Source organism: Aeromonas sp. TW 6 (genome assembly GCF_013168745.1).
Lineage (GTDB): Bacteria > Pseudomonadota > Gammaproteobacteria > Enterobacterales > Aeromonadaceae > Aeromonas > Aeromonas caviae.
In genome coordinates this window covers 18,555-42,897 of the sequence record NZ_JABERS010000011.1, presented here as the reverse complement: position 1 = coordinate 42,897, position 24,343 = coordinate 18,555, and the positions used below count along the sequence as shown (strand labels likewise).

Below are 24,343 nucleotides of genomic sequence, written 5' to 3'. Positions count from 1 at the left end.
TTTCTCAAGCCTCAGGCACTCAGGGTGGCGCCGCCGTCGACGACCAGATCCTGCAGCGTTATGTGGCTGGCCAGATCCGAGGCCAGGAAGAGGACGGTATGGGCGATCTCCGCCGGGGTGGCTACCTTGCGCAGGGGGATGCCGAGCTTGAACTGCTCCGGCAACCCGGCAATGGTGCGGGCCATGGCCTCCTCGCTTGGCAGCATGCCGCGCAGCATGGGGGTATCCGTCGAGCCCGGCGACACCAGGTTGGCGCGCACGCCGAAGGGGGCCAGCTCCAGCCCCACCGTCTGGGTCAGGCTGGTGACCGCCGCCTTGGAGGCGCAGTAGGCCGCCATCAGCATGCGCGGCACATGGGCGGCGTTCGAGCCGATGGTAACGATGGCGCCGCGCCGCTGCCCCTTGAAGTGGGGCACCAGGGCCCGCAGCAGATAGAAGACGCCGCTGGCGTTGACCGTCATGCAGGCGTGCCAGTCGTCATCGCTTAAGGTTTCGGTGGGGCCGAGGCGCAGCACCCCGGCCCCGTTCACCAGCACATCGAGCCCGCCGTCCGCCAGCAGCGCTGCGCAGCAGGCGTTGACCGCCTTCGAATCGCCAATATCGAGCAGCCGGGTGGCATAGGGGTAGTCGGCTTCGGGAAACGCCAGATCCAGCCCCACCACGGATGCACCGGCCGCCACGAACTGCGTCGCCACCTCGCGGCCGATGCCGCGCCCGGCCCCGGTCACCCAGACCCGCTTGCCAGTGAAATCAAAGGCCATTGCTTGTTGCTCCTTATCCATCACCACACCATCTCCACGCTCTCTTCGTCCTCGGAAAGCAGGCCGTCGAGGAAACGGCAGAAGTCGTCAAGGCGCGGGTGATCGAACACGTCGGAGACCTTGACCTGCACCCCGAACTCGGCGCCGAGCCGGTTGACTATCTGGATGGTCTGCAGGGACTGACCCCCCAGTTCGAAGAAGTTGTCCGTGGGCGCCATGGTGGCCAGCCCCAGGATCTGCTGCCAGATGGCGCCGACCCGGTTCTCGGTCTCGCTGCCCAGGGTCAGGGCTTCGCCGCCCGCCTGGTAGGCGGCCAGCAGGGCCTTGCGATCCAGCTTGTTGGAGCCGGTGCGGGGCAACTGGTCATAGTGGCGATAGTCGGTGGGGATCATGGCGGCGGGCAGCACCCTGGCCAACTGCGCCTTGATGACCCGGCTGTCGCGCTCCAGCCCCGCCACGAAGGCCACCAGTCGGCGCACGCTGCCGATGCTCACCCCCTGCACGCATGCCTCGTCCACCCCCGGCAGGGCCAGCAACTGGGCCTCCACCTCGCCGGGCTGGATACGATAGCCGCTTATCTTGAATTCGTTATCGCGCCGGCCGAGGTAGACCAGCCGGCCAGCCACCAGGCGCACCCGATCGCCGGTGCGATAGACGGGCATCAGCTCCGCGCCAACCCGCAGGGTGCCAAAGCTCCCTTGCACACCGCCCACGTAACCATTGGCCAGTTGTGGGCCGAGCAGCACCAACTCTCCTTCCTCGGCAGGTTGCTCCCCCGCCCCCAGAATAAGCGCCTGCATGCCGGGCAGCGGCAGGCCGATGGGCAACTGGGCCTGGCTCGGGTCTTCCTGTTGCAGCTCCTGGGTGGTCACCACCACAGTGGTTTCTGTGGGGCCGTAGGTGTTGAACAGGCGCACATCGGAGCGGCCCTGGCGCTGCCACTGGGCCAGCTGCTCGGGGTAGACCGCCTCGCCGCCGATGATGACGGTGGTAAGCCCGGCAGGAATGTGGGCCTGACCCGCCGTCAGCGCCACCACCCATTCGTTCCAGAAGGCGGTGGGCAGGTCGAGGTGGGTGATCCCCATCTGCTCCACCCCGGCCGCAAAGGCGGGCATGGATTCGAGCAGGGCGTCGGTGCGCAGCACCAGGGTGGCACCGGCGCTCAGGGTGGCGAACACCTCCTCGATGCTGGCGTCGAAGTTGAAGGGGGCGAATTGCAGCATCCGCGCGTCTTCATCCAGGTGGTAGCGGCAGCGGGCGGCGGCGGCGAAGTGATCCAGCGCGCCGTGGCTCACCGCCACCCCCTTGGGCAGGCCGGTCGAGCCCGAGGTGAACATCAGGTAGGCGACGGCGCGGCCGGCGGCCGGCTGGTTCAAGCGGTTATCGCTCACCAGATCCCCCGCCAGCAGCGTGCGCCCCTCAAACAGGCTGGCCAGCTTGTGACGGTACTCGGCCTGGGTGATCAGGGTCTTGACCTCCCCCAGCCGCAGAATATGGCCCTGGCGCTCCAGCGGCTGCTCGGGGTCGAGGGGCACATAGACGGCGCCGGCCAGCAGCACCGCCAGCTGGGCGAAGATGGCCTGTGGGGTGCGGGCCAGCATGACCCCCACCTTGTCGCCGGGGACGACGCCTGCGGCCTGCAGGGCGGCCGCCATCTGTTCGGCTCTGGCCAGCAGCGCCTCGTAGCTGAAGCGGACCTCTCCCTGCGCCGTGCTCTGAATCAAGGCAATCTTGTCCGGGGTCTGGGCGGCGAAGTGGCAGAGCGCCTCCAGCACAGGCCGCACCTGGAGAGCTTCATGGGCGGGGCCGACGATCAGGGCGCTGGCTCGCTGCTCCGCCAGCCAGTCGGCCTTGAGCGTTCCCAGGGTCTGGGCGGGCTCGGCCAGCCAGCGGCCCAGCAGGACAAACAGGGTATCGGCGATGGCCGCCAGGTCGGCCTGCTGGTAGCAGTCGGGGTTGGCGTCCAGATCCAGGCGTGGCTGGCCATCGACGCCGACCTGCACCTCGATGGTGAGATCCTCCACCGGGCCGGCGCTGATGTTGAGAATATGGGCAGATAGCGGCCCGAAGCGGCGAGCGTGATCAAACGGCATGATGTTGACCAGCGGACCGAACAGGCGCTTGTCGCCCCCCACCAGGCCAAGGTCGCGGCGCAGCAGCTCGTAGCGGTAGTGCTGGTGCTTGCGCACCCCGCGCTTGGCCTTGGCCACGGCGCCGGCGGCCTCCGCCAGACTCAGTCCCTCTTCGAGCTCCAGAGCAAGGGGGGTGATGTTCATCTGCATGCAGGGAACGGTCAGCGACGCCGAGCCGATGCGGTTCATCATCATCAGGCCGAGCAGGGTCTTATCCTGGCCGCTCGACAGCGACAGCTGGGCAGAGAGACCGGCCAGCAGCAGATCGGGCCAGCCCAGCTTGTGCTCGTCGGCAAAGCCGGTCAGGGATTGCCAGAGCGCCGCCGGCAGCGGACGGCTCTCGCGGATAAATTCGGCGGCGATGGGGGCTCGGGATTCGCTGAAGGAGCGCACCTCGGGCCATTCCTTCAACTGCTCCTGCCAGAAGGCGCGGGCGGCGGCGTTCTTGCCGCTCTGCTCGCGGCTCGCCTCTTCCGCCAGCACCTCAGCCAACGAGCCGAAGGGCGATGGGGAGTTCATCTTACCGGCCAGCCCCTCTGCATACAGCTCGGCGATGCGCTGGAACAGCAAGGTGGTGCCAAAGCCATCGAGGGCGATGTGGTGCACGCAGCTGTAGAGATAATCGCGGCCGGGGCCGCGCAAAAGGGCGAAGCGGCAGGGCGCTGCTTGGGTCAGCTCGAACGGGCGGCGTAGATCGGCCCAGGCCCAGGCGCGGGCCAGCGTCTCGTCATCGTGCTCGAGGGAGACCTCTTCATAGGCCAGGGGCAGCTCATGCGAGACGAAGCAGACCGCCTCATTATCGTCTTCGAAGTGGCCCTTGAGCGCCTCGCACTCCCCCACCGCCTTGGCAAGGGCCGCGACCAGCACAGCCGCCTCGACCTTGCCGTCAAAGGCGATGCACTCGGCGGTGTTGAACATCGCCTTGTCGTCATTGAGCAGATGTCCGGACCAGAGCCCCTGCTGGGGAATGGTCAAGGGGAAGCGGTTCATGGGGTCACCTCCAGCGCCTGGGCTGCCAGCCTGGCCTCGATGAGGCGCCACCAGCCATTGAGGGTCGGCAGCTTGGCGAGATCCACGAAGCCGAGCTCCACCCCGGCGGCGCGCCACTCGGTGAGCAGGGCCATGATCCGCACCGAATCCAGCCCGTAGTCGATGAGGTTCTCGTCGGGGTCAAACTCATCTTCGTCCTCGTCGATATGACTCAGCAGCCGCGCCTTGAGCCCCTCATACGTCAGCAACGGATTGGCGGACAACGAATTGCTCTGGGCGGCAGAAGCGGAAGCCGGGGCAAGGGCCAGCACCTCCTCGCAGGGGATCACCTTGCCGCAGCGGGTTGCCACATAGTCGAGCGCCATCTGGTGGTCGGCCAGGGAGAAGTCCGCCACCCCGTCCGCCAGGAAGAAGGGCTGGATGTCGCGCATGAAGGCGTCGCAGGCGGTCATCATGCAGCCGATATGGCCGTAGATGCCGCCGATGATCAGCTGATCCCGTCCCAGCGCTTTGAGCATCGGCTCCAGCTCGGAGCGCTGGAAGGCGCTGTAACGCCACTTGACCAGCACGGTGTCGTCCCGCTCCGGGCGCAGGGCTGCCACCACCTGCTGCAGCTCGGGGCTCTTGTTGAGACCCGGGCCCCACATGTCGCTCAGCAGGGCGCGATCTTCAGGGGATTGATCCTTGGGCTGGGCGGTGTAGAAGACCGGGATGCCGAGGGCCTTGCACTGCTTGCGCACGGCGGCCAGGCGCTCGGTGAGCGCCGCGATCAGCGGGCTGTTTTCGCCATAGAAGGCGGTGAAGTACTCCTGCATGTCGTGGATCAGCAGGGCGGCGCGCTTGGGATCCAGAGACCAGTTGACCTTGTTGGCCTTCCACTGGCTGGGCATGGCGTAATTGTTCAGGGTTGGGATAGCCATAACGTCATGATTCCTTTTTAGTTTTATGCTGTTGTCAGGGACTGGTTGGCGGCGATGGCGTGCGCAATGCGCGCCCGCAGCCCCTGCTTGTCAATCTTGCCCACCGCCGTCATGGGCAGGGCGTCCAGGGTTTCGAAACGGTCGGGCAGCTTGAAATCCGCCACTCCGCGCTCGCGCAGAAACTTGCGCAAGGCCAGCGGCTTCAAGGCGGGATCCGTGCTGACGATAAAGGCGCAGCTCTTCTCCCCCATGGCGCTGTCAGGCATGGAGACCAGGGCCGCATGGGTGATGGCCGGGTGATGCAGCAGCTGGTTTTCCACCTCTTCCGCCGCGATCTTCTCGCCGCCCCGGTTGATCTGATCCTTCTGCCGCCCCACCACGGTGAGGTAACCATCGGCATCCTGTACCACCAGGTCGCCGGAGCAGTAGAAGCCCTCGGCATCGAACACCCGGGCGTTGTGGGCCGGGCTCTGGTAGTAGCCGCGGAAGGTATAGGGGCCGCGGGTGTGCAGGGCGCCAGGCTCGCCGGGGGCAACCGGATTGCCCGCCTCATCGAGGATGCGCACCTCGTCGTCCGGGCTCATGGGACGGCCCTGGGTGTGAATGACCTTCTCGTCGGGATCAGAGAGCCGGGTGTAGTTGACCAGCCCTTCCGCCATGCCGAACACCTGCTGCAGCCGGCAGCCGAGCAGCGGCCCAATCTTGCTGGCCACCGCCTCCCCCAGCTTGGCGCCGCCCACTTGCAGCAAGTCTAGGCTCTCGAGCTGAGTGCGCGCGGTGGGGTCCGCTTCCGCTTCCTGCAGCCAGAGCGAGACCGCCGGCGGCACCAGCGAGGTGAGATTGACCCGGTGGCGGGCGATCAGCGGAAAACAGCTGATGGGGCTGGGATCGGGGGCGAGCACCACGGCGCCGCCGGCCTCGAATACCCCCAGGGCGCCCGGGGAGCTCAGGGGGAAGTTGTGGGGGGCCGGCAGGGCGCACAGATAGCGGGTATGGGAGCCGAGGCCACAGATCTCATTGCTGCGGCGCACGCTGTAGTAATAGTCGTCATGGGTGCGCGGGATAAGCTTGGGAGTGCCTGTGCTGCCGCCGGAGAGCTGGAAGAAGGCCACCTCGTTCGCCGGGGTCGGGGCAAAGGAGACGGATGGGGAGCCCCCCTCATCCCCCTCGCAAAGCCAGCGGGTCAGCCCCAGCTCCCCTGCGTCACCATCCAGCAGCACCAGCTCGGTGCCGATGGCTGTCAGCAGCTCGCTCTCGCGCCCCTTGCTCGCAAACAGCGGGTGAGCCAGCGAGCCGACAAAGAGGCGCGGAGTGATCTGTTCGGCATAAGAGAGAAGCTCCAGCCGGTTGTGGCTAAAGAGCGCATTGACCGGTGCAATCCCGGCCTTCAGCAGGGCGAAGAACACCATATAGAACTCGGCCACGTTGGGGAGCTGCACCAGGGCGGTATCCCCCACCCCCAGGCCGTGGCGGGCCAGATTTGCGGCCAGCCGGCTCGAAGCGGCGTCCAGCTCACGATAACTGAAGCGGCGCTCGCCGCAGAGGATCGCCTCGGCGTCGGGGGCCAGCTCGCACTGACGCGCCAGCATGGCGGTCAAGGGCTCGCCGCGCCAATAACCCTTGGCGCGGTACTGCTGGGCCAATTCGTCGGGCCAGCGGGTATAGGGCAGGAAGCGGTTGGTATCGCTCATTGCGCGACCTCCGGACTCAGATCCAGGGCTTTCAGATTTGGCTGCCCACTCGGCCAGCCCAGATATTGAAGCTGCGTCATTGCGCCACCTCCAAATCCAGGCCCAGTGCCTTGAGCATGGTGCCCAGCTTGGTGCCGGTCTCGGCCCACTCCATGGCGGGATCCGAGCCCGCGACGATACCGGCGCCGGCAAACAGCTCGACCTGATGGCCATCGAGCACCCCGCAGCGGATCACCACGGCCCACTCGCCATTGCCCTGGCTGTCGCACCAGCCAACGATGCCGCTGAACAGGGCTCGCCGGAAGGGCTCCTGCTCGCGGATGAACTGGCGGGCCAGATCGGTGGGATAGCCGCACAGGGCCGGGGTGGGATGCAGTTGGCAGGCCAAGGAGAGCACCGACGCCTCGCCGCCATTGAGCCGGCCGGCGATGGGGGTGCCCAGATGCCAGAGGGTATCCGTGCTCATCAGCGAGGGGCTGGACGGGATCGCCAACTCACGGCAGTGGGGCGTCAGCACCCGGCGGATCTCGTCGATCACGAGGCGGTGCTCATGCTGATCCTTGCGAGAGGCCAGCAGATCTCGGGCCACCATTTCATCTTGCGCCGGTTCGCTTACCCGTCTGGCGGAGCCCGCCAACGGATGGGTGAACACCTCTCCCCCGCTGACCCGCAGCAGCAGCTCCGGGCTGGCGCCCAGCAGGCGGCGGTCCTGGCCGAGCGGCAGGGAGAAGTGGAAGGCGTGGGGATTCTGGGCCATCAAACGGGCCATCACCTGCGTAGGGTCGGCGGGCCGGTGCAGGGTGAGGGTGAGTTTGCGCGACAGCACCACCTTGGCGAGCCGACCTTGTGCAAACGCATCCAGCGCCGCACTGACCGAGGCCTGAAATTCGCTGGCCGGCGGGGTGCTCTGCACCGAGATGACCCGGTTGGCCTCGACGGTCTGCTCCACTTCTGTCGCCGGTGTCGGCTCTGTCGGGGCCAGTTTCTCGCCCCGCTCATAACGGCCGGGCACATAGAGGCAGGAAGCCTCTGCCGGATCAAACGCAAAAGCACCGATGAGCAGGGGGTTGCTCTGGCCGGCAGCCCTGGCGGCATCAAGGGCCAGGGTTATCTGCTGTGCCAGCAGGGGCCACTCGCAGGCGGGGGTGGTGATGGGTTGCCCCAGGTCAGTGGCACTGATCGTGCCCTGACACGAGGTAAACAAGAAATCAGGCGACATCTTCGCCTCGGCAGATGTGCAATTGTCCATTACTCGAGTCTTCACGTCATACCCTCAAAGAAGATTCAAAATGATAATGATTATCAATTTGATTTTGTGCGGCGGTAAAATACTCGCTTTGAAATCGCGGGGTCAATGGGATTTTGCATCGTTAAAACAGGAGCTTGTCTGTGGGTATGTCGGGGATGACGCCAGGGCGGGCCTGCTGGCAATGAAGGGAAACTGCTACTCGAATGAAAACGGATTGCCATCCCCATATGGGGGATGCGACAGAAACCGGTCAGGGCGGCCCCACTGGCGGCCAACCCGCTTTGCCTCTAAGATGGCGCAACCTCTTGTGATAGCCCCGAAAATGGAACCCTCCCATGTTGAAACACCTGCTTCTGCTCCCCTTCGCCCTGCTGCTGGCGGCCTGCTCGCTGACCCAGTACAGCGTCAGTGAAGGAGAGATCAACCAGTACCTCAAGGAGCGAGTCGCCTTCGAGAAACAGCTGGGGATCCCCGGCATCATGTCGAGCAAGATCCGACTCGATGACATGCAAAGCCGCATCGGCCGCAGCCAGGCCGACAAGGTCGAACTGGATGCCGCCGGCGAGCTGCAGGTGGCGAGCCCGCTGGGCAGCCAGCAGATGAAGATCCGCCTCTCCCTGAGTGCCCGCCCCGACTACGTGGCCGAACAGGGCGCCATCTATCTGCGCGATCTCGAGCTCATCTCTGTCAAGACCGAGCCGGCGGACGTGGGCACCGCCCTCTCCCCGCTCTTGCCCACCTTCAACCAGTCCCTCTCCCTGTTCCTCTCCCAGACCCCCGTCTACCGGCTCGATGGCAGCCGCCAGAACGAGGCGCGGATCAAGGAGAAGGTCGAAGCCCTCAAGGTGGAGCCGGGCCGACTGGTCATCCCCTTCAAACTGATGTGACGCCTGCCGCCGCGCCTCTCCTCTTCACCCCACCGGGGCGCGGTTTTTTTCTTCTCAAGCCCCGCCCTTTGCCCCATAATGCACACCATTCTCATTTAGATTCATGAGAAGCGTCATAATAAAATCAACAATATGGTGAGAAGGACATGAGAAAAACCGTACTGGTGCAGGCGATCGCCTGCGCACTCCTCAGCAGCGCCGCACAGGCTGCCGTCAAGGTGGAGGACAAGACGTTCAACACCGCGGCCAACATGCTGGCCTACACCGAATTCGAGCTCTCCGGCGAGCCGCTGGCCGAGGCCCTCGGTCTGGATCTGGATGTGCTGGACGCCAACCGCGCCGACGAGCCGACCCCGTTCGACTTCGCCGCCGGCATCGAATCCTATGAATACTCCGAAGAGGCAATGTACGCCCTCAACTACCAGTCCGGCATGGGCCCCCATCTGGTAAACGGGCCGCAAAACCAGGCCCGTGGCGGCACCCTGGCCGACCTGGGCAAACGGGTACTGGCCATGGCCGAGGCCGTCGGCTTCCCCGCCGATGAAATTCCTCAGGGCATGTATCCCCTCTCCCTGCCCTACGCCTCCGCCAACCCGGAGTTCGCCCAGGCCGTGAACGCCACCCCGGTCAACGGTGACCAGATCACCATCAAGACCGCCAAGGGCAACGAGAAGAGCGTCAAGACCCAGGTCCCCGCCTACTTCCGCGACTACGCCACCCTGCGCTGGAGCGGCAGTGACAACCTGCTGGTCCCGGCCGCCGTGGGCGGCATCCTGCTCAAAGAAGTGATGTGGTCCCAGGACTTCCTGGGCGGCATGCACGTGGCCGAGACCGATGAAGAGGTGGAAGCCGCGTCCGCCACCATGGATCAGGACGGCAAGCACAAGCTGGGGGTTTCTGCCGCCGACGGCTTCAACGGCATGATGCTGACCGAGCAGTCCATCGACAAGCTCGCCATCCTGCAAGGTCAGCTCGGCTTTGACGGCAAGACCCTGGGCGCCAAAATCACCCCGCAGTACGATCCGGCCAAGGGGGTTGTCTACTTCCCTCATCAGGTGAAAGTGACCGAGACCAGCAAGAACGACGCCGGTGCCATCGGCAAGCTGGAGGTCGTGGACGGCTCCGCCCAGTTGCGCGACGCCTGGATGCTGCTGTGGCCCCTCTCCGAGTTCTACGCCTTCAGCGATCAGCGCACGGCCAACACCAACCAGAACCCGGCCTTCCACGCCGTGTTTGATGGTGCCCCGTTCGCCGCCGCTCCGGCTGCCAACCAGACCAACGATCTGGGCAAGGCGGTGGCGGGCAGCGATGCCTTCTCCCTGGCCCTGAACCTCTCCAACCTCACCTTCAAGAACCTGCAGGCCCTGCACTTCGAGCCCAAGGCTGGCACCCTGGTCGACAGCTGGCAAGCTGGCAAACAGGCCGGGCACGTCACTACCTTCGACGCCGCCTACGCTCTGGTCGCCCTGCAGATCTTCCAGCGCGCCCAGGATGCGCTGCCGGTGGGTTACGCCGCCGGTGACAATGGCGAGCTGAACCTCAAGACCCCACAGGGTGAGCAGGCGATCGCACTGGTCCGCAAGCAGGCCGATTTCATCCTCGCCAACCTCAAGGGCAAGAATGGCCTGGTCCATGACGGTCTGACCCTGGGCGGCAAGCTTGACGCCGGTCAGTCCATCGACGCGCAGTTCGCCGCCATCCGCGGCCTCACCGCCGCCTTCCTGGCCACCTCGGATGCCAAGTACCGCACCGCGGCACGCGAGCTCTTCATCGCCGCCGACAAGGCCTACTTCAATGCCAAGGCCGGTACCTGGCTCGCTGGCAAGCAGGGTGAATACACCCCCTGGACCCAGGCCGCCATCTCCGGCGCCCTGCGCTCTGCCATGCTGAACCTGCGCAACGAAGGGGCCGAGAAGGCACCCGAGCTGGAGCTGGCACAGCTGACCCAGCGCTACGTGAGCTGGTTCCGCGGCACCGTCAACGGCGGCATGCAGATGGCCGAGTGGATCGGCGACTCCGGCGAGAACGTCATCGAGGGTGCCGGCAGCGACACCGACGAAGATGGTGTCCCGCAAGTGACCGCCGCCGGTGGCAAGCATGGCACCGCCATGGTGATGGCCGGCAAGGCCCTGGTCAGCGAGAAATAAATCGACCACCAATAGAAAGGGAGCCCAGGGCTCCCTTTTTTTGTCTGTGTCGACGAGGTTAGCCGAGCTTGGCCAGCATCGGCTTGGTCACCAGCACGATGCCCTGCTCGGAGCGGTAGAAGCGGCGTGCATCCTCGTCCGCGTTCTCCCCCACCACCAGGCCGTCTGGCAGCTTGCACCCCTTGTCCACCACCACCCGGCGCAAGCGGCAACCAGCCCCGATCTCGACCCCGGGGAAGATCACCGCCTGATCCAGGGTACAGAAGGAGTGCACCCGCACGTTGGTGAACAACACCGAGTTGAGCACGAAGGAGCCGCTCACGATGGAGCCCCCCGCAAACATGGAGTTGATGGTCATGCCGTGCTGGCCGTTTCTGTCCTGCACGAACTTGGCCGGTGGCGACATGTTCTGGCTGGTCCAGATGGGCCAGTTCTCGTCATAGATGTCGAGCTCGGGCACCACGGAGGCAAGGTCCATGTTCGCCTCCCAGAACGAATCCAGGGTCCCCACGTCGCGCCAGTAGGGTTTTTGCCCCTCCTTGGCCCCGACACAGGACATGTTGAACGGGTGGGCAAAGGCCTTGCCCTCGCCCACGATGCGCGGGATCACGTCCATGCCGAAATCGTGCTTGGACTCCAGATTGTGGATGTCCTCTTCCAGCAACTGGTAGAGGTACTCCGCCTCGAAGATGTAGATGCCCATGGAGGCCAGCGAGCGATCCTCGCAGCCCGGCATGGCGGGCGGATTGGCCGGTTTCTCCACGAAGGCGCGGATCTTGCGTTGCTCGTCGATGTCCATCACGCCGAAGGCCGATGCCTCGCAGCGCGGTACCTCGATACAGGCCACCGTCACCTTGGCGCCGAGGCGCACGTGATCGAGCAGCATGGCGGCGTAGTCCATCTTGTAGATGTGATCCCCTGCCAGCACCACGATGTACTTGGGACCGTAGTCACGGATGATGTCGACGTTCTGGTAGATGGCATCTGCGGTGCCGCGATACCAGTGCACCTCGTCCACCCGCTGCTGGGCGGGCAGCAAGTCGATGAACTCGTTCATCTGGTAGCGCAGGAAAGACCAGCCCGATTGCAGGTGGCGCAACAGGCTGTGGGACTTGTACTGGGTCACCACACCCACCCGGCGGATGCCGGAGTTGATGCAGTTGGAGAGCACGAAGTCGATGATACGGAATTTGCCGCCAAAGTGGACGGCGGGCTTGGCGCGGTTATCGGTCAACTGCTTCAGGCGGCTGCCCCGTCCCCCTGCGAGCACCAAGGCCATACTCTGATTCAATAGTTGCCGTGCTTTGGCGGTGTCTACGGGTTCTAGCAACATATCTACCTCTGCTCTGTTGGGGCTGTTTTCAACCCATCTTCGCTTTTTTTACAGACCATGAAAGTGTTTTCACTCACATTTAGTTGCATTCCGCCGGCGCTTTATCGTGGAGTTGCGTGAGTACTCATGTTTTGCGCCAGCGACTTGGTTAGAATTTCTACATCATGAACATCATCAAGGATGAAACGATGTTGAATAAACATGAGGGAAACCTGCTGCTGGTCAGCGCACTGGTCTGCATTCCCATGCTGCTGTTGCAGGGAGTGCTGCTCGCCCCCCCCGCCTCACCGCTCACCCTGCTGCTGGTCCTGATGACCACCCTGACGGGATTCGCCCTGCTGCTCTTTCTCACCCACAGCGTGCGCCGTGGGGAAAAGGCGAGGCAGGAGCAACGCTGGCTGCTGGCGCTGCAGCAGCGGGATCCCGCCATGCTCGACAGCGTACAGGCACAAACGGCTCTGCGCCAGCTCCTTGCATCCTTCAATGAGGCCGAGATCGATGCCCACCGCCAGATCACCGAATTGCACAATCAGGCGACCCGGGACGAGATGACGGGCCTTGGCAACCGCCACGCCTTCCGGCGCGATCTGACCGAGCTGCTGCAACAGGAAAACACCCAGACCGCCATCCTGGTGCTCATCCGCGCCACCGAGCTCGGGACCCTCAACGCCCAGCGCGGCTTCCAGTCCGGGGATGCCTACATCCGGGACATCGCCGCCCTCATCAGCCACACCGTCAGCCGCTTCCCGGGCCACCGGGTCTATCGCATCTCGGGGGCCGATTTTGCCGTCCTGCTGCCCCCCCTGGCCCAGATCCCGCCCCATCTGCTGGGACGGGATCTGAAGCTCGCCTTCGATCGCTATCAGCACGATCACGAGCTCGAGAGCGCCGCCTATTCGGGCATGACCCGCTTGAGCAGCGAGCAGAAGATAGAGGCCATTCTGGCCCGGGCGGATCTCGCGCTGGCCCGCGCCCAGACAGAGGTGGTCAATGGCTGGGCCATCCAGCAGAACGACGAGGTGGTCGAGGTGCAGGGTCAGCGTCACTGGACCCAGGTGCTGACCGATCTGCTGGAGCAGGAGAGCATCAACTTCACCTGCCAGCCCATCCAGCCCCTGCATCGCGGCATGCTCGCCTATCACGAGATCTATCCCCGCTTTTGCAGCAGCGACGGCACCGTGCTGCCAAGTGATACCCTGCTCGCCATGGCACAGCGGCTGGACATGGTACTGCGCCTGACCCAGATGGTGATCCGCCACGTCATCCGCCAATACCGCGCCTTCGGAGGCCACAACAGCCGATGGGGTCTCAATCTGCCGGGCTCCCTGCTGCAAAACAGCGCCTTTCTCATCTGGCTGGATCACCAGTTGCAAAAAGACCCCGACATCGGGGCCAACCTGGTGTTCGAGCTCGACGAGGAGCACCTGGAGCGCAACCTGACCGGGTCCAGGCGGCTGTTCGAGCTGCTCAGGCGCCACGGCAGCCGCTCGGCCATCTGCAACTTCGGCAAGGGGATCGGCTCCTTCAGCCTGTTTCGCGAGCTCAAACCCGACTACATCAAGCTGGACCCCGGACTCATCACCGAGCTGGAGCAGGATCTCACCAATCAGCAGTTCGTGCGGATGATCGTCGACGTCTCCCATCGCATGGGCTGCCTGGTGATCGCGGAAGGGGTGGAACAGATAGGCCAGAAGCAGATGCTGCAGAGCATGTATGTGGACGGCTTGCAGGGCTACCTCATCGCCCGGCCCCAGGAGCTGGGACCGGAGATCGGTCAAATGGGGATCTTCACGGAGACGGTTTCAGCTTCAACAGGGTCAGAATGATGTCGTTGAGCTGGCGATAGCGCTCCAGCTCCTTCTGATCGTAACGGGTCGCCAGCATGGTCGGGTTGTGGCGATGCTTGAGGTAGCGGTTGATCTGCAGGCGGTTGAACCCGGCCACCTTGTAGATCTGGCCGAGCAGGGCATTGAGCTCGTCGTCCGCCAGCCCGGCCCGGGTCAGGTAATCGGGTTGGGACGGGCTCTCCTGGCGGGCCGTGACCTTCTCCAGCTGGCCACGCTCCTGCAAATAGGTGAGCCACTGCTCCACGTAGAGCGGCTTGCAGCCCCCCAGCAGATTGAAGTACCCCACGGCATCGCAGCGGCACCCGCTCAGCAGCACCAGGGCCAGCTCGTCGCTGTCACACTGAAAGCTCACCGGGCCGCTCTGGCTCCAGTCCAGCGCCTGAACCTGGATCCTCCCCTGCGCCCCCGCCTTCGTGGTCACGTCAAAGACAAACATGGCACCTCCCGATCGGCAAAGGGTTGATGATGACCCATCCCCGGGACGGGTGCAAAGGCAAATCGCCTTTCATGGCCCATGGCGGCCATAAAAGAACCGGCCCCCCGAAGGGGGCCGGTTCATCACAATCCGGCGGGACGGCAGCCTCAGGCGTCCAGTTCCACCAGCGCCTTGGCCAGCTCGATGGGCTCGAGCTCCTGACCTTCCAGATCGGCATTCCAGTTCGGGCCGACCAGCACGTCGTCCTCGTCCAGATCGTTGATCCAGATGTCCAGGAACTCTTCGAGCTCGATCACTTCCGGCTCGTAATCCGCCCACTCGTCCACGCAGTGCAGGCGGGCATCCCCTTCGGCGGACCAGAGCGGCATCACGTCCGCATCTTCGAACTCGGCGGAGCGGCACACCACCCAGTCTTCACCGTAGCGCAGACCCCACACCTGACCCGACTCGCGGACTTCTTCGATGAACAGCTGGAAATTGGCGTCAAGATTGTCAGTTAGTTTGCTCATGGGGTCTCTCTCTTGCAAAGCAATGGCAGGCTGTCGGCCAAGGCTGGCCGAGAATGGGGCAGATGGTGTCCCAAAAGCCCCCCAGACTCAAGCCTTATCCCGAAAAAGCGGGGAGAAAGGCCGTCAGATGCGATATTTCGCCACCAGGGCCCCCAGCTCGTCGCAGGCCAGCGCCAGTTGCCCGGATGCCTGCTCGGTCAGCCGGTTCTGGGCCAGGGCATCCGCCGCCAGCTGGGTGATGGCCACCAGCCGCTGGTTGATCTCCTCCGCCGCCCGGCTCTGCTCCGCCGCCGCCGTGGCAATCTGCCCATTCATGGCAGTAATGGTGTGGACGGATCCATCGATGGCATTGATGGCGACATCCGCATCGCCGGCCCTGTCCGCCGTCGCGCGGGAGAGCTGCTGCAACTGGCTGATGCCGCTGACCACCTTGCCGGCCCCCTCCTGCAGCCGCTGGATCATCTGCCGGATCTCGTCGGTGGAGCTGTGGGTGCGGGTCGCCAGGGTACGCACCTCGTCGGCGACCACCGCAAAGCCGCGCCCCTGCTCCCCGGCCCGTGCCGCTTCAATGGCGGCGTTGAGGGCCAGCAGGTTGGTCTGCTCCGCCACCCCGCGAATGACGTCGAGCACGGAGCCAATCTGCTGAGTCTCCTGCTCGAGGCGGCTCACCGCCTGTACCGTCTCCACCATCTCGTCCGCCAACTGGCTGATGGACTCCCGGGTCTGGACCACCACCTCGCGGCCATGCTGGGCCAGATTGAGGGCCGAGTCCGCCGCATCGGCGGCCTGGGCCGCGTGCTGGCCCACTTCGCGGCTGCTCACCGTCATCTGCTCCATGGCGCTGGCCACCCGCAGGGTATCCTGCTCCTGGCCGGTGACGATGGCGCCGGTACGCTCCACCACCTCGGCCAGCTGGTGGGCATGCACCCGGTTCTGATCCGCTATCTGCTGGCTGCGGGCCACCAGCTGCGCCATCTGGCTGGCGAAGAGGTTGAAGTTGATGCTGAGCTGGCTCAGCTCGTCACGCCCAGACTCTGGCAGACGTACCCGCAGATCCCCCTCCCCCCTGGCGATGTTGCCAAGGGCCGAGACAGAACGGGAGAGGGGCACGACGATGCTGCGCACAATGAGGCCGACCACGGCAAACAGCAGGAGGGCCAGCACCAGCCCGATCCCCAGCAGGGTGTGCAGCACCTCCCGGTACTGGGCCTCGACGTCGTCCACATAGACGCCGGTGCCGATGATCCAGTCCCAGGGGGCGAAGCGCTTGATGTAGGAGATCTTGCGTACCGGTTCGTCCACCCCCGGCTTGGGCCAGTAGTAGGCCACCTCCCCCGCGCCCTGGGCCCGCGCCAGATCGGCGAAGGCGACGAACAGCCTGAGCCCCTGCTTGTCCTCCACCCCGGAGAGATCCTTGCCGTCCAGCTCGGGTTTCATGGGGTGCATCACCATGGTGGGGTGGCTGTCGTTGATCCAGAAGTAGTCATCGTTGCCGTAACGCAACCCCTTGATCAGCGCCAGCGCTTCGGCCTTGGCGCTCGCCTCGTCCAGCTCCCCCTTGCGTACCCTGGCTTCCAGCCCCGCCACCAGGCTGTAGGCGGTCTCTACCTGGGCCTGGGTCTGGCGGCTCTTCTCCCCCATCAGCCCCTGCTGATAGATCTGCAGGCAGAAGAACAGCAGCAGTCCCAGCAGCGCCAGCACCATCAGGGTCACCAGCGACAGACGCCGACCGATACTCCATTGTCTCAACATACCCTCGCCCCGCAGCAGCTACATATCCTTAACACAAGGTATGCCGCCGCGACGCGGGCTGTCCACGATGTCAGCAAAAGCGATGCCAAAAACATGATCCAGCCCCAAAAACAAGAAAGGGTGCCCAGTGGCACCCTTTCTTGTGGTCGACAGGAAGAGGTATCACCGCTCCCAGTACACCTCTTCCAGGCTGTCTTCCTTCTCCGGCAACCCGCGGGAGAGGCGCGGGCTGCTCTGGGCCAGCACCTCGTAGCTCACCCGGTTGGCGTACTTGCACACCTGGGCCAGAGAGGAGTAGGTCAGGAATTCCGAGAGATGCTTGGCGGAGTTCGGCACGTTCATGCGGTGGTAGGCGTTCGCCACCATGTCGTGCAGCACGGCGGACAGCGCCCCGTCCCCTGCCCCGTTGGTGTTCTTGATCTTCTCCGGGCCGCCCATGTAGGGGGAGATGTGGGAGTAGATACGCGCAGGCTTGCGGCACTTGTCCCGGGCCATGGGGCGGCTGAACTCGTACATGTTGAACTCGGGGATGACGCCGGGCAGCAGGGTGTGGGTGGTCTCGCGCTTGTAGTCCTCGTCGGTGTAGCTCGCCATGTAGAGGCCGATGGGGCCGGCGGTGCAGAGCACCATGTCCGCCCAGTCCAGCGCCTTGTCGGCCGCGCCGAGGGGATCCTTTATCCCGGTCAGGGCCTCCGCCTCGTCCTCGTTCATGGCGAGCACAGTCACGTTCTCGCTGATGAAATCGCGCCACCACTGGGGATTCTCGTCGATGACGAAGCGGGTGCCCAGGGTCAGCACCACGGGCACCCCGGCCTCGCGGGCATAGCGCACCGCGGCCATGGCGGCCTCCTTCATGGGGGTGCCGTCGGCGCCGCGCACCAGGTAGGCGGTGATCACCAGGGCCGAGGCCTCCTTGATGATGGTCTCGGGGATGTGCTCCACATCCAGGTGATCCATCTTGCCGGCGTTGATGCCAAAGCTGCGCTCTCCCCCTTCGGTGATGAAGGTGAAGCAGCGTCCGACCGGGCCGTCCACCGGCTGCAGGTAGTCGAGGTTGACCCGGGAGGAGGTGTTGCACAGATAGCGGTAGGCATAGCTGCCGATGCGGATGTCCTGGCTCATGACGCCAAGCAGGATGGAGTGAGAGTCCGCCAGCACGGAGTAGTTGTGCATGGTGTTGCCGATGGTGCCGCCGGCAAATTCGCTCACCACCATGTTGTTGGCCTTGAGCTCGTCGTAGACCAGCTCCGCCACCTCGTCGGAGATGAGCATGGAGTGGCCCTTGCTCAGGCCGTACCGGTTCAGGAAGTCTTCGTCCACATGGGCTTCGATATCCACCAGAGTCTGATCGATGCCCACTACATAGGCCTTGCCCAGTTCGGTGAGCTGGGAGTTCTGCGGGATCAGGGGATCACGTCTGTCGACCGGGAAGTAGTGTTTGGACTTGCGCTGACCGGGAAATTTCATGGCAATCTTCTGTGCTCTGGGGAAAAGAGGGGCGGGATTTTAACACAATCCACCACGCCGAAAAGTCGCACGATTGAATTTTGAGGTCAGTATAGACAAGGGTTTGCGAGGAAAACGTTTGACTTGTCTGCCACAAAAAACCACCCCGTGACGGGGTGGTGTTGCGGGATGACATTCAGCTTGCCGAGAGCCCCTGCACCAGTGCCAGCACCGAGAAAATCCCCAGCGACAGCCAGAAGAAGAGGGTGCCGAAGAGGCGCGGCATGTTGGGAGCCCTGGGGATCTGGATGCCGATGGCATGCAGGATGCGACCCACCAGCAGCAGCACACCGCCCAGGTGCAGCCAGAGCGCCCCGACCCCCGCCAGTTCGCACAGGGCCATCAGCAGCAGGGTGAGGGGCACGTACTCGGCAAAGTTGCCGTGGGCGCGGATCGCGGCCAGCATCTCGGGGGCTTCCCCCTCCCCAATCATCACCCTGAACTGGGCGCGGCGCTTGACCACCCAGAAGGAGAGCAGCAGGAACAAGAGCCCGAGCAGGCCGGCGTAAATCAGCGTGATATGCATCATCAGGACACTCCTTTATCGTTGAATCCGAACGTCCGCCACGTCGGGCACCGGATGAGAACGGCCATCATGCCAGCTCGCGACAGATGAGGGAAACCATCATGCGGATATGGGCCTGATCGCTGTTGAGGGCCGGGATGTATTCAAACTGCTCGCCACCGGCGGCCATGAAGATCTCCCGGTTCTGCACCTGGATCTCCTCCAGGGTCTCGAGGCAATCCGCCGAGAAGGCCGGGCAGATGACATCGAGCCGCTTGACGCCGCGAGAGGGCAAGTCGGCCACGGTCAGGTCCGTGTAGGGCTTGAGCCACTCCTCCTTGCCAAAGCGGGACTGGAAGCTCGCGGTCCACTGCTCCGGGGCCAGCCCCAGGGCCTCCGCCAGCAGGGCGGCGGTGCGCCTGCACTGATGACCATAGGGATCCCCTTCCCGCTCGTAGCGCTCGGGAATGCCGTGGAAGGACATCAGCAGATGCTCCCCCTGGCCGTGCTGCTCCCAGTGGCGACGCACGCTCATGGCCAGCGCCTGGATGTACTCCGGGTGGGCATGGTAATCGCGGATGAGCCGCACCACCGGCAGATTGCGCTCGGTTTTCATCGCCCTGGCCCAGGCGTCGAACACCGAGGCGGTGGTACTGACCGAATACTGGGGATAGAGCGGCAGCAGGATCACCCGGTTGACCCCCTGGGCCTTGAGGGCCTGCCAGCCATCGGCCAGCGACGGGGCGCCATAGGTCATGGCGAGCGCCACCGGCACCTCGACCCCTTCCCGCTTGAGCTCGTGCTCCAGGGCCGCGCGCTGCTGCTGGCTGATGACCATCAGAGGGGAGCCCTGCTCGGTCCATACCTGCTGATAGAGCTTTGCCACCTTGGGGGAGCGGGTCGGCAGGATGATGAAGTGAAGCAGGGGGCACCAGAGGTAGCGCGGCAGGTCGACGACCCGCTGATCGTGCAGAAACTGGCTGAGAAACGCCTTGACCGCCGCCGTGGTCGGCGCGGCCGGGGTACCCAGATTGACCAGCAAGATCCCGGTTTTCGTGGTCACGTTAGCATCCTGTCGTTCTGTGTCGTGGGAATGGAATGCAAGAAAGGGCCCGGTATGGACCCTTTTCTCACCCTCATAGCCAGCCGGCGAACGGCTGCGTCCTGCCGGCCCTGAATGGCTTAACCGAGAATGGCGGCCAGTTGCTGGCTGACCAGATCCACCGGCTGGGTGCCGTCGATCTTGACGTAACGGGTGTTGCCCGCTTCCGCTTCCTTGCCGTAGAAACCGATGAGCGGCGCGGTCTGCTGATGGTAGACATCCAGACGCTTGCGCACTGTGGTCTCTTCGTCGTCGGCACGGATCACCAGATCCTCGCCGGTCACGTCATCCTTGCCTTCCACTTTCGGCGGGTTGAACACCACGTGGTAGGTACGGCCGGAGCCGGAGTGCACGCGGCGGCCGCTCATGCGCTTGACGATCTCTTCGTCCGGCACGTCGAACTCCAGCACGAAGTCCACGGTCACACCGGCATCCTTCATGGCTTGCGCCTGGGGAATGGTGCGGGGGAAGCCGTCCAGCAGGAAGCCGTTGGCGCAATCCGGTTGCGCGATGCGTTCTTTGACCAGGCCAATGATGATGTCGTCGGAGACGAGCTGACCTGCGTCCATCACGGCTTTGGCCTTGAGGCCCAGCTCGGTACCCGCCTTGATCGCCGCACGCAGCATGTCGCCGGTGGAGATCTGCGGAATACCGTGTTTTTCCATGATGAACTGAGCCTGGGTACCCTTGCCGGCGCCCGGAGCTCCCAACAGAACAATGCGCATACACGCTCCTAGTTGATTGGTTATTCAATTCTTGAGAAGGCAAAAAACTACACGTTTTCGCCCGTATTAACAAGCTCGCCCCGTGTGAGTGGCCAGATTATCACCACACTCCCGCCCCGTCTCTGCGACCAAAGACGCAGACGACGACCACGAAAAATGATTGAAAATGCAGCAGCGCACCAGAGGGGAACGGCCAAAAAAAAAAGCCCACTGTCATGCAGTGGGCCAATCACAATCACATCACGCCTGGAGTAGCAGACGGTTGATACGGGAGACGAAGCTCGCCGGATCATTGAGGCCGCCCTGCTCCGCCAGCTGGGCCTGCTCGTGCAGGAGGGAGACCCACTCGCCAAACAGGCTCTCATCCTCGATGGTGCCAAGCTTCTTCACCAGGGCATGGTCGGGGTTGAGCTCCAGGATGTACTTCTGCTCCGGCACCGGCTGACCGGCGGCGCGCATCAGCTTGATCATCTGGGTGCTCATGCCGTGGGCGTCGGTGACGATGCAGGACGGCGAGTCGGTCAGACGGTGGGTGACGCGCACCTCTTTCACCGCCTCCCCGAGGCTCTTCTTGACCCGCTCCACCAGACCGGCGTTGGCTTTTTCGGCCTCTTCCTGCGCCTGCTTGGAGGCGTCGTCTTCCAGATCCCCGAGATCCAGTTCGCCACGGGTGACGGAGACCAGCTGCTTGCCGTCGAACTCGGTCAGGTGGCTCATCAGCCACTCGTCCACCCGCTCCCACATCAGCAGCACTTCGACGCCCTTCTTGCGGAAGATCTCGAGGTGCGGGCTGTTCTTGGCAGCGGCATAAGAGTCGGCGGTGATGTAGTAAATCTTCTGCTGACCTTCCTTCATGCGGCCAACGTAATCCTCGAGAGAGACGGTCTGGGCTTCGCCCTCGCCGGCGGTGCTGGCAAAGCGCAAGAGCTTCGCGATCTCTTCCCGGTTGGCGTAATCCTCGGCCGGACCCTCTTTGAGCACATTGCCGAACTCGCTCCAGAACTTGGCGTACTTCTCGCCATCCTCTTTCGCCAGCTTGTTGAGCATGGTGAGCACGCGCTTGGAGCAGGCCTTGCGCAGGGAGGCGGTCACCTTGTTGTCCTGCAGGATTTCACGGCTGACGTTGAGCGGCAGATCGTTGGAGTCCAGCACCCCTTTCACGAAGCGCAGGTAGGTCGGCATGAACTGCTCGGCGTCGTCCATGATGAAGACGCGCTGCACATAGAGTTTCAGGCCGTGCTTCTGTTCGCGGTTGTAGAGATCGAACGGCGCGCGGGCCGGGATGTAGAGCAGGCTGGTGTACTCCTGGGCCCCTTCCACCCGGTTGTGACCCCACAGGAGCGGATCTTCGAAGTCGTGGGCGACGTGCTTGTAGAACTCCTGGTACTCCTCGTCCTTGATGTCCTTCGGGTTGCGGGTCCAGAGCGCGGTGGCGCGGTTGACCTGCTCCCACTCCCCCGGGGTGCCGACGATGGTTTCACCGTCTTCTTCCCGATCCGGCGTACCCTCCTTGAACATCTCCACCGGCACGCTGATGTGGTCGGAATATTTGCTGACCACGGAGCGCAGGCGCCAGTCGTCCAGGAACTCCTCTTCATCGCTGCGCAGGTGCAGGATGACGTCGGTGCCGCGACCGGCTTTGGTCACGTCAGCCACGGTGAAGGAGCCTTCCCCTTGTGATTCCCACTGCACGCCCTGCTCCGGCGCGGTGCCGGCGGCGCGGGAGACCACGGTCACCTTGTCGGCCACGATGAAGGCGGAGTAGAAGCCCACCCCGAACTGGCCGATCAGCTGGGAATCCTTGCCCTGGTCACCGGAGAGGTGCTTGAAGAACTCGGCAGTGCCGGACTTGGCGATGGTGCCCAGGTGCTCGATCACTTGGTCACGGGTCATGCCGATGCCGTTATCCGAAATGGTCAGGGTCTTGTTCTCTTTGTCCACCACCAGGCGCACGCGCAACTGGCCGTCGTTTTCGAACAAAGAGGCATCGGAAAGCGCCTTGAAGCGCAGCTTGTCCGCCGCATCGGAGGCGTTGGAAATCAGCTCGCGCAGGAATACTTCTTTGTTGGAGTAGAGGCTGTGAGCCATCAGGCTCAGCAGTTGTTTGACTTCAGTCTGAAAGCCGTGGGTTTCGGCGTGAACACTTTGGGTCATCGACCAGTCCTCAAAACGTCGGGTTGAACAGATTCCCAAGCTAGATGGGGTTGGCCTTTCAAATATCAAGGGGCTTGCGTGCAAACTTGAGAGCAAATTTGCACACCGGCCCCTCGCTTGGCCCACACAGGCAACCCCCTCCCGGCCTCCCCCTTCACAAGGGGGAGGTGCACCGTCGTCCCCTGTCTGGCGAAGGGGTCAGACTGGAATCGAGAGGGGTGACATATAGCGGGGTCAGCCTTGCTCTCCCCTGCCAAGGGGAGGCATGAGACGGGATCCATTGCTCCCTCCTCTGACAAGGGAGGGGGGATTGGTTGATCCCTCCCCAGCCAAGGGGAAGCATGGGGCGGGATCTGTTGCACTCTCCCCAGCCACGGGGAGGAATGGGTGGGATTGGTTGCTCCCCTGCCAAGGGGAGGGCCGGGGTGGGGTCCGTGGCGTCTTTAGCTCAGGCGCTGGCGCCCCATCAGGGAGTGGGAGAGCGTGGTGCCATCCACCAGCTCCAGCTCCCCGCCCACCGGCACGCCATGGGCGATGCGGCTCACCTCCACCCCGGCGGTGCGGGCCATGTCGGCGATGTACCAGGCGGTGGCATCCCCCTCGATGGTGGGGTTGGTGGCGAGGATCAGCTCCTTGATCTGCTCCTCTTGCAGGCGGCGCTCCAGGATATCGAGCCCCAGCTCCTCGGGGCCGATGCCGTCAAGGGGCGACAGGTGGCCCATCAGCACGAAGTAACGGCCGGAGAACTGGCCGGTCTGCTCGATGGCGGCCACGTCCGCCGGGCTCTCCACCACACAGAGCAAGCCGTTCTCCTCACGCTTGGGATTGGCGCAGATCTCGCAGCGATCGTTCTCGGTGAAGGTGCGGCAGTGGCTGCAATGACCTATTTCGGTCAGCGCCCGGTTGAGCAGGGAGGCCAGACGCAGGCCGCCGCTGCGCTCGCGCTCCAGCAGGGTGAACGCCATGCGCTGGGCCGATTTCGGGCCCACGCCCGGCAAGACCTGCAGCGCCTTCATCATCTCATCGAGCAGGGGACTGAATTTCATGGGGATATCCTTTGATGCCGCGAAGAGAGGCGCCGCCCCAGGGGCATCGGCAAGCCGTCTCTCCAACCTCTTTTGTTGGCGCAGGACTATACCAGCCCAGGGCCGCCAATGGCAGATCCCGCCCGCAGGCGCCTCGCCGCCGAGACGCACCGGGAAACCGGGCTGGCGCCGTTTTTCAGGGCCGGCAGACCCCGTCAGCCCCCGCAAGGGGTAAAACAGCCCCCAAGGTGTTCAATTTTTCTACTCGATTGACCGCAATCGTTAAATAAAACCAAACAAAAAACCTGCGTGTTGGCCCCGCCATCCTCGATTTGCCCCCTTCAGGGGCCGGTTCAGCGCCCCGGGGGCGCGGCGCCGCCAGTTCTCACACGCCGATCGCTGGCGGAGCAGGCTCACAGGATCGCAAAGAAGCGCCGCATCTGGCACTCAAACAGGGGCGAGATCAAAGTATTGGGGACAAGTGCCCCGGTAAACTTGGCCCCCGTGACAGGGCGAGGGCCTCCTCTTCCTGCCAAGGCTACGCCCCTTCTATCGCGACGCAGCCCGTTGCCCCCCGTTCGTTGCACCCGATGGCCCATGCCGTGGCGGCAGGCCAGCAGATGGGAGTTCGATATCGCATGACATCCCCCAGGATGATCGCCGGATGGCCGC

The 24,343-nt window shown here is 64.1% G+C and carries 18 protein-coding genes; 3 read left to right on the top strand and 15 right to left on the bottom strand.

All coding sequences use genetic code 11. The features are described 5' to 3' along the window. Positions 1 to 11: 11 nt before the first annotated feature. From amoA to HKD46_RS07580, 5 genes are all read right to left on the bottom strand, one after another. Positions 12 to 761 carry an amonabactin biosynthesis protein AmoA gene (gene amoA, locus HKD46_RS07600; RefSeq protein ID WP_161646496.1) on the bottom strand — a complete coding sequence of 250 codons (750 nt, stop codon included), beginning with the start codon at positions 759 to 761 and terminating at the stop codon, positions 12 to 14. A gap of 20 nt (positions 762 to 781) precedes the next feature. Beyond that, positions 782 to 3,883 (bottom strand): amonabactin biosynthesis non-ribosomal peptide synthetase AmoF, encoded by a 3,102-nt coding sequence (gene amoF, locus HKD46_RS07595; protein ID WP_171865090.1) that lies wholly within the window; start codon positions 3,881 to 3,883, stop codon positions 782 to 784. Then, entirely contained in the window at positions 3,880 to 4,803 is a 924-nt protein-coding gene (amoB, locus tag HKD46_RS07590; protein ID WP_171865089.1) for an amonabactin biosynthesis bifunctional protein AmoB, read from the bottom strand. Before amoB ends, amoF begins: the two co-directional genes overlap by 4 nt. Before the next feature lie 23 nt (positions 4,804 to 4,826). Then, complete coding sequence (locus tag HKD46_RS07585; RefSeq protein ID WP_171865088.1) at positions 4,827 to 6,494, bottom strand: (2,3-dihydroxybenzoyl)adenylate synthase; 1,668 nt, start codon at positions 6,492 to 6,494, stop codon at positions 4,827 to 4,829. Between the two features lie 76 nt (positions 6,495 to 6,570). Next, positions 6,571 to 7,743, bottom strand: coding sequence for an isochorismate synthase MenF (locus tag HKD46_RS07580; protein WP_171865087.1), 1,173 nt, complete (start codon positions 7,741 to 7,743; stop codon positions 6,571 to 6,573). Between the two features lie 335 nt (positions 7,744 to 8,078). Between HKD46_RS07580 and HKD46_RS07575 the strand changes: the two genes are divergently transcribed. Next, positions 8,079 to 8,630, top strand: coding sequence for a lipoprotein (locus HKD46_RS07575; protein ID WP_102948328.1), 552 nt, complete (start codon positions 8,079 to 8,081; stop codon positions 8,628 to 8,630). A gap of 146 nt (positions 8,631 to 8,776) precedes the next feature. Continuing rightward, positions 8,777 to 10,777 carry a hypothetical protein gene (locus HKD46_RS07570; protein ID WP_042863724.1) on the top strand — a complete coding sequence of 667 codons (2,001 nt, stop codon included), beginning with the start codon at positions 8,777 to 8,779 and terminating at the stop codon, positions 10,775 to 10,777. A 58-nt stretch (positions 10,778 to 10,835) separates the two neighbouring features. On the opposite strand, the gene glgC is transcribed toward HKD46_RS07570, so the two are convergent. After that, positions 10,836 to 12,110 (bottom strand): glucose-1-phosphate adenylyltransferase, encoded by a 1,275-nt coding sequence (gene glgC / locus HKD46_RS07565; protein ID WP_010674430.1) that lies wholly within the window; start codon positions 12,108 to 12,110, stop codon positions 10,836 to 10,838. A 188-nt stretch (positions 12,111 to 12,298) separates the two neighbouring features. On the opposite strand from glgC, the gene HKD46_RS07560 reads away from it, so the two are divergent. Next, entirely contained in the window at positions 12,299 to 13,936 is a 1,638-nt protein-coding gene (locus HKD46_RS07560; RefSeq protein ID WP_102948326.1) for an EAL domain-containing protein, read from the top strand. On the opposite strand, the gene HKD46_RS07555 is transcribed toward HKD46_RS07560, so the two are convergent. The 9 genes from HKD46_RS07555 to recR form a co-directional block, all read right to left on the bottom strand. Next, complete coding sequence (locus HKD46_RS07555; RefSeq protein ID WP_010674428.1) at positions 13,899 to 14,393, bottom strand: hypothetical protein; 495 nt, start codon at positions 14,391 to 14,393, stop codon at positions 13,899 to 13,901. The two genes, HKD46_RS07560 and HKD46_RS07555, sit on opposite strands and share 38 nt — an antisense overlap. Before the next feature lie 146 nt (positions 14,394 to 14,539). After that, positions 14,540 to 14,902: a DUF2750 domain-containing protein gene (locus HKD46_RS07550; protein WP_010674427.1), complete on the bottom strand. Its 363-nt coding sequence runs from the start codon at positions 14,900 to 14,902 to the stop codon at positions 14,540 to 14,542. 123 nt (positions 14,903 to 15,025) lie between these two features. Continuing rightward, entirely contained in the window at positions 15,026 to 16,654 is a 1,629-nt protein-coding gene (locus tag HKD46_RS07545; RefSeq protein ID WP_039038910.1) for a methyl-accepting chemotaxis protein, read from the bottom strand. A gap of 162 nt (positions 16,655 to 16,816) precedes the next feature. Continuing rightward, a complete protein-coding gene (locus tag HKD46_RS07540; RefSeq protein WP_069784835.1) occupies positions 16,817 to 18,121 on the bottom strand; it encodes an inosine/guanosine kinase in 1,305 nt (434 codons plus the stop codon). 175 nt (positions 18,122 to 18,296) lie between these two features. Continuing rightward, positions 18,297 to 18,689, bottom strand: coding sequence for an MAPEG family protein (locus HKD46_RS07535; protein WP_010674424.1), 393 nt, complete (start codon positions 18,687 to 18,689; stop codon positions 18,297 to 18,299). 64 nt (positions 18,690 to 18,753) lie between these two features. Continuing rightward, on the bottom strand, positions 18,754 to 19,728 hold the full coding sequence (gene hemH / locus HKD46_RS07530; RefSeq protein WP_010674423.1) for a ferrochelatase: 975 nt from the start codon (positions 19,726 to 19,728) through the stop codon (positions 18,754 to 18,756). A 119-nt stretch (positions 19,729 to 19,847) separates the two neighbouring features. Next, entirely contained in the window at positions 19,848 to 20,492 is a 645-nt protein-coding gene (gene adk / locus HKD46_RS07525; protein WP_010674422.1) for an adenylate kinase, read from the bottom strand. Between the two features lie 240 nt (positions 20,493 to 20,732). Beyond that, complete coding sequence (htpG, locus tag HKD46_RS07520; protein WP_039038912.1) at positions 20,733 to 22,646, bottom strand: molecular chaperone HtpG; 1,914 nt, start codon at positions 22,644 to 22,646, stop codon at positions 20,733 to 20,735. 443 nt (positions 22,647 to 23,089) lie between these two features. Next, the gene (gene recR, locus HKD46_RS07515) at positions 23,090 to 23,692 is read right to left on the bottom strand and encodes a recombination mediator RecR (RefSeq protein WP_010674419.1); all 603 of its coding nucleotides are present in this window, start codon (positions 23,690 to 23,692) and stop codon (positions 23,090 to 23,092) included. Positions 23,693 to 24,343: the final 651 nt, after the last annotated feature.

Coding starts and splice junctions, on each gene's coding strand:
- amoA (WP_161646496.1), bottom strand. CDS start 761: ATGGCCTTTGATTTCACTGGCAAGCGGGTCTGGGTGACCGGGGCCGGG.
- amoF (WP_171865090.1), bottom strand. CDS start 3,883: ATGAACCGCTTCCCCTTGACCATTCCCCAGCAGGGGCTCTGGTCCGGA.
- amoB (WP_171865089.1), bottom strand. CDS start 4,803: ATGGCTATCCCAACCCTGAACAATTACGCCATGCCCAGCCAGTGGAAG.
- HKD46_RS07585 (WP_171865088.1), bottom strand. CDS start 6,494: ATGAGCGATACCAACCGCTTCCTGCCCTATACCCGCTGGCCCGACGAA.
- HKD46_RS07580 (WP_171865087.1), bottom strand. CDS start 7,743: ATGGACAATTGCACATCTGCCGAGGCGAAGATGTCGCCTGATTTCTTG.
- HKD46_RS07575 (WP_102948328.1), top strand. CDS start 8,079: ATGTTGAAACACCTGCTTCTGCTCCCCTTCGCCCTGCTGCTGGCGGCC.
- HKD46_RS07570 (WP_042863724.1), top strand. CDS start 8,777: ATGAGAAAAACCGTACTGGTGCAGGCGATCGCCTGCGCACTCCTCAGC.
- glgC (WP_010674430.1), bottom strand. CDS start 12,110: ATGTTGCTAGAACCCGTAGACACCGCCAAAGCACGGCAACTATTGAAT.
- HKD46_RS07560 (WP_102948326.1), top strand. CDS start 12,299: ATGTTGAATAAACATGAGGGAAACCTGCTGCTGGTCAGCGCACTGGTC.
- HKD46_RS07555 (WP_010674428.1), bottom strand. CDS start 14,393: ATGTTTGTCTTTGACGTGACCACGAAGGCGGGGGCGCAGGGGAGGATC.
- HKD46_RS07550 (WP_010674427.1), bottom strand. CDS start 14,902: ATGAGCAAACTAACTGACAATCTTGACGCCAATTTCCAGCTGTTCATC.
- HKD46_RS07545 (WP_039038910.1), bottom strand. CDS start 16,654: ATGTTGAGACAATGGAGTATCGGTCGGCGTCTGTCGCTGGTGACCCTG.
- HKD46_RS07540 (WP_069784835.1), bottom strand. CDS start 18,121: ATGAAATTTCCCGGTCAGCGCAAGTCCAAACACTACTTCCCGGTCGAC.
- HKD46_RS07535 (WP_010674424.1), bottom strand. CDS start 18,689: ATGATGCATATCACGCTGATTTACGCCGGCCTGCTCGGGCTCTTGTTC.
- adk (WP_010674422.1), bottom strand. CDS start 20,492: ATGCGCATTGTTCTGTTGGGAGCTCCGGGCGCCGGCAAGGGTACCCAG.
- htpG (WP_039038912.1), bottom strand. CDS start 22,646: ATGACCCAAAGTGTTCACGCCGAAACCCACGGCTTTCAGACTGAAGTC.
- recR (WP_010674419.1), bottom strand. CDS start 23,692: ATGAAATTCAGTCCCCTGCTCGATGAGATGATGAAGGCGCTGCAGGTC.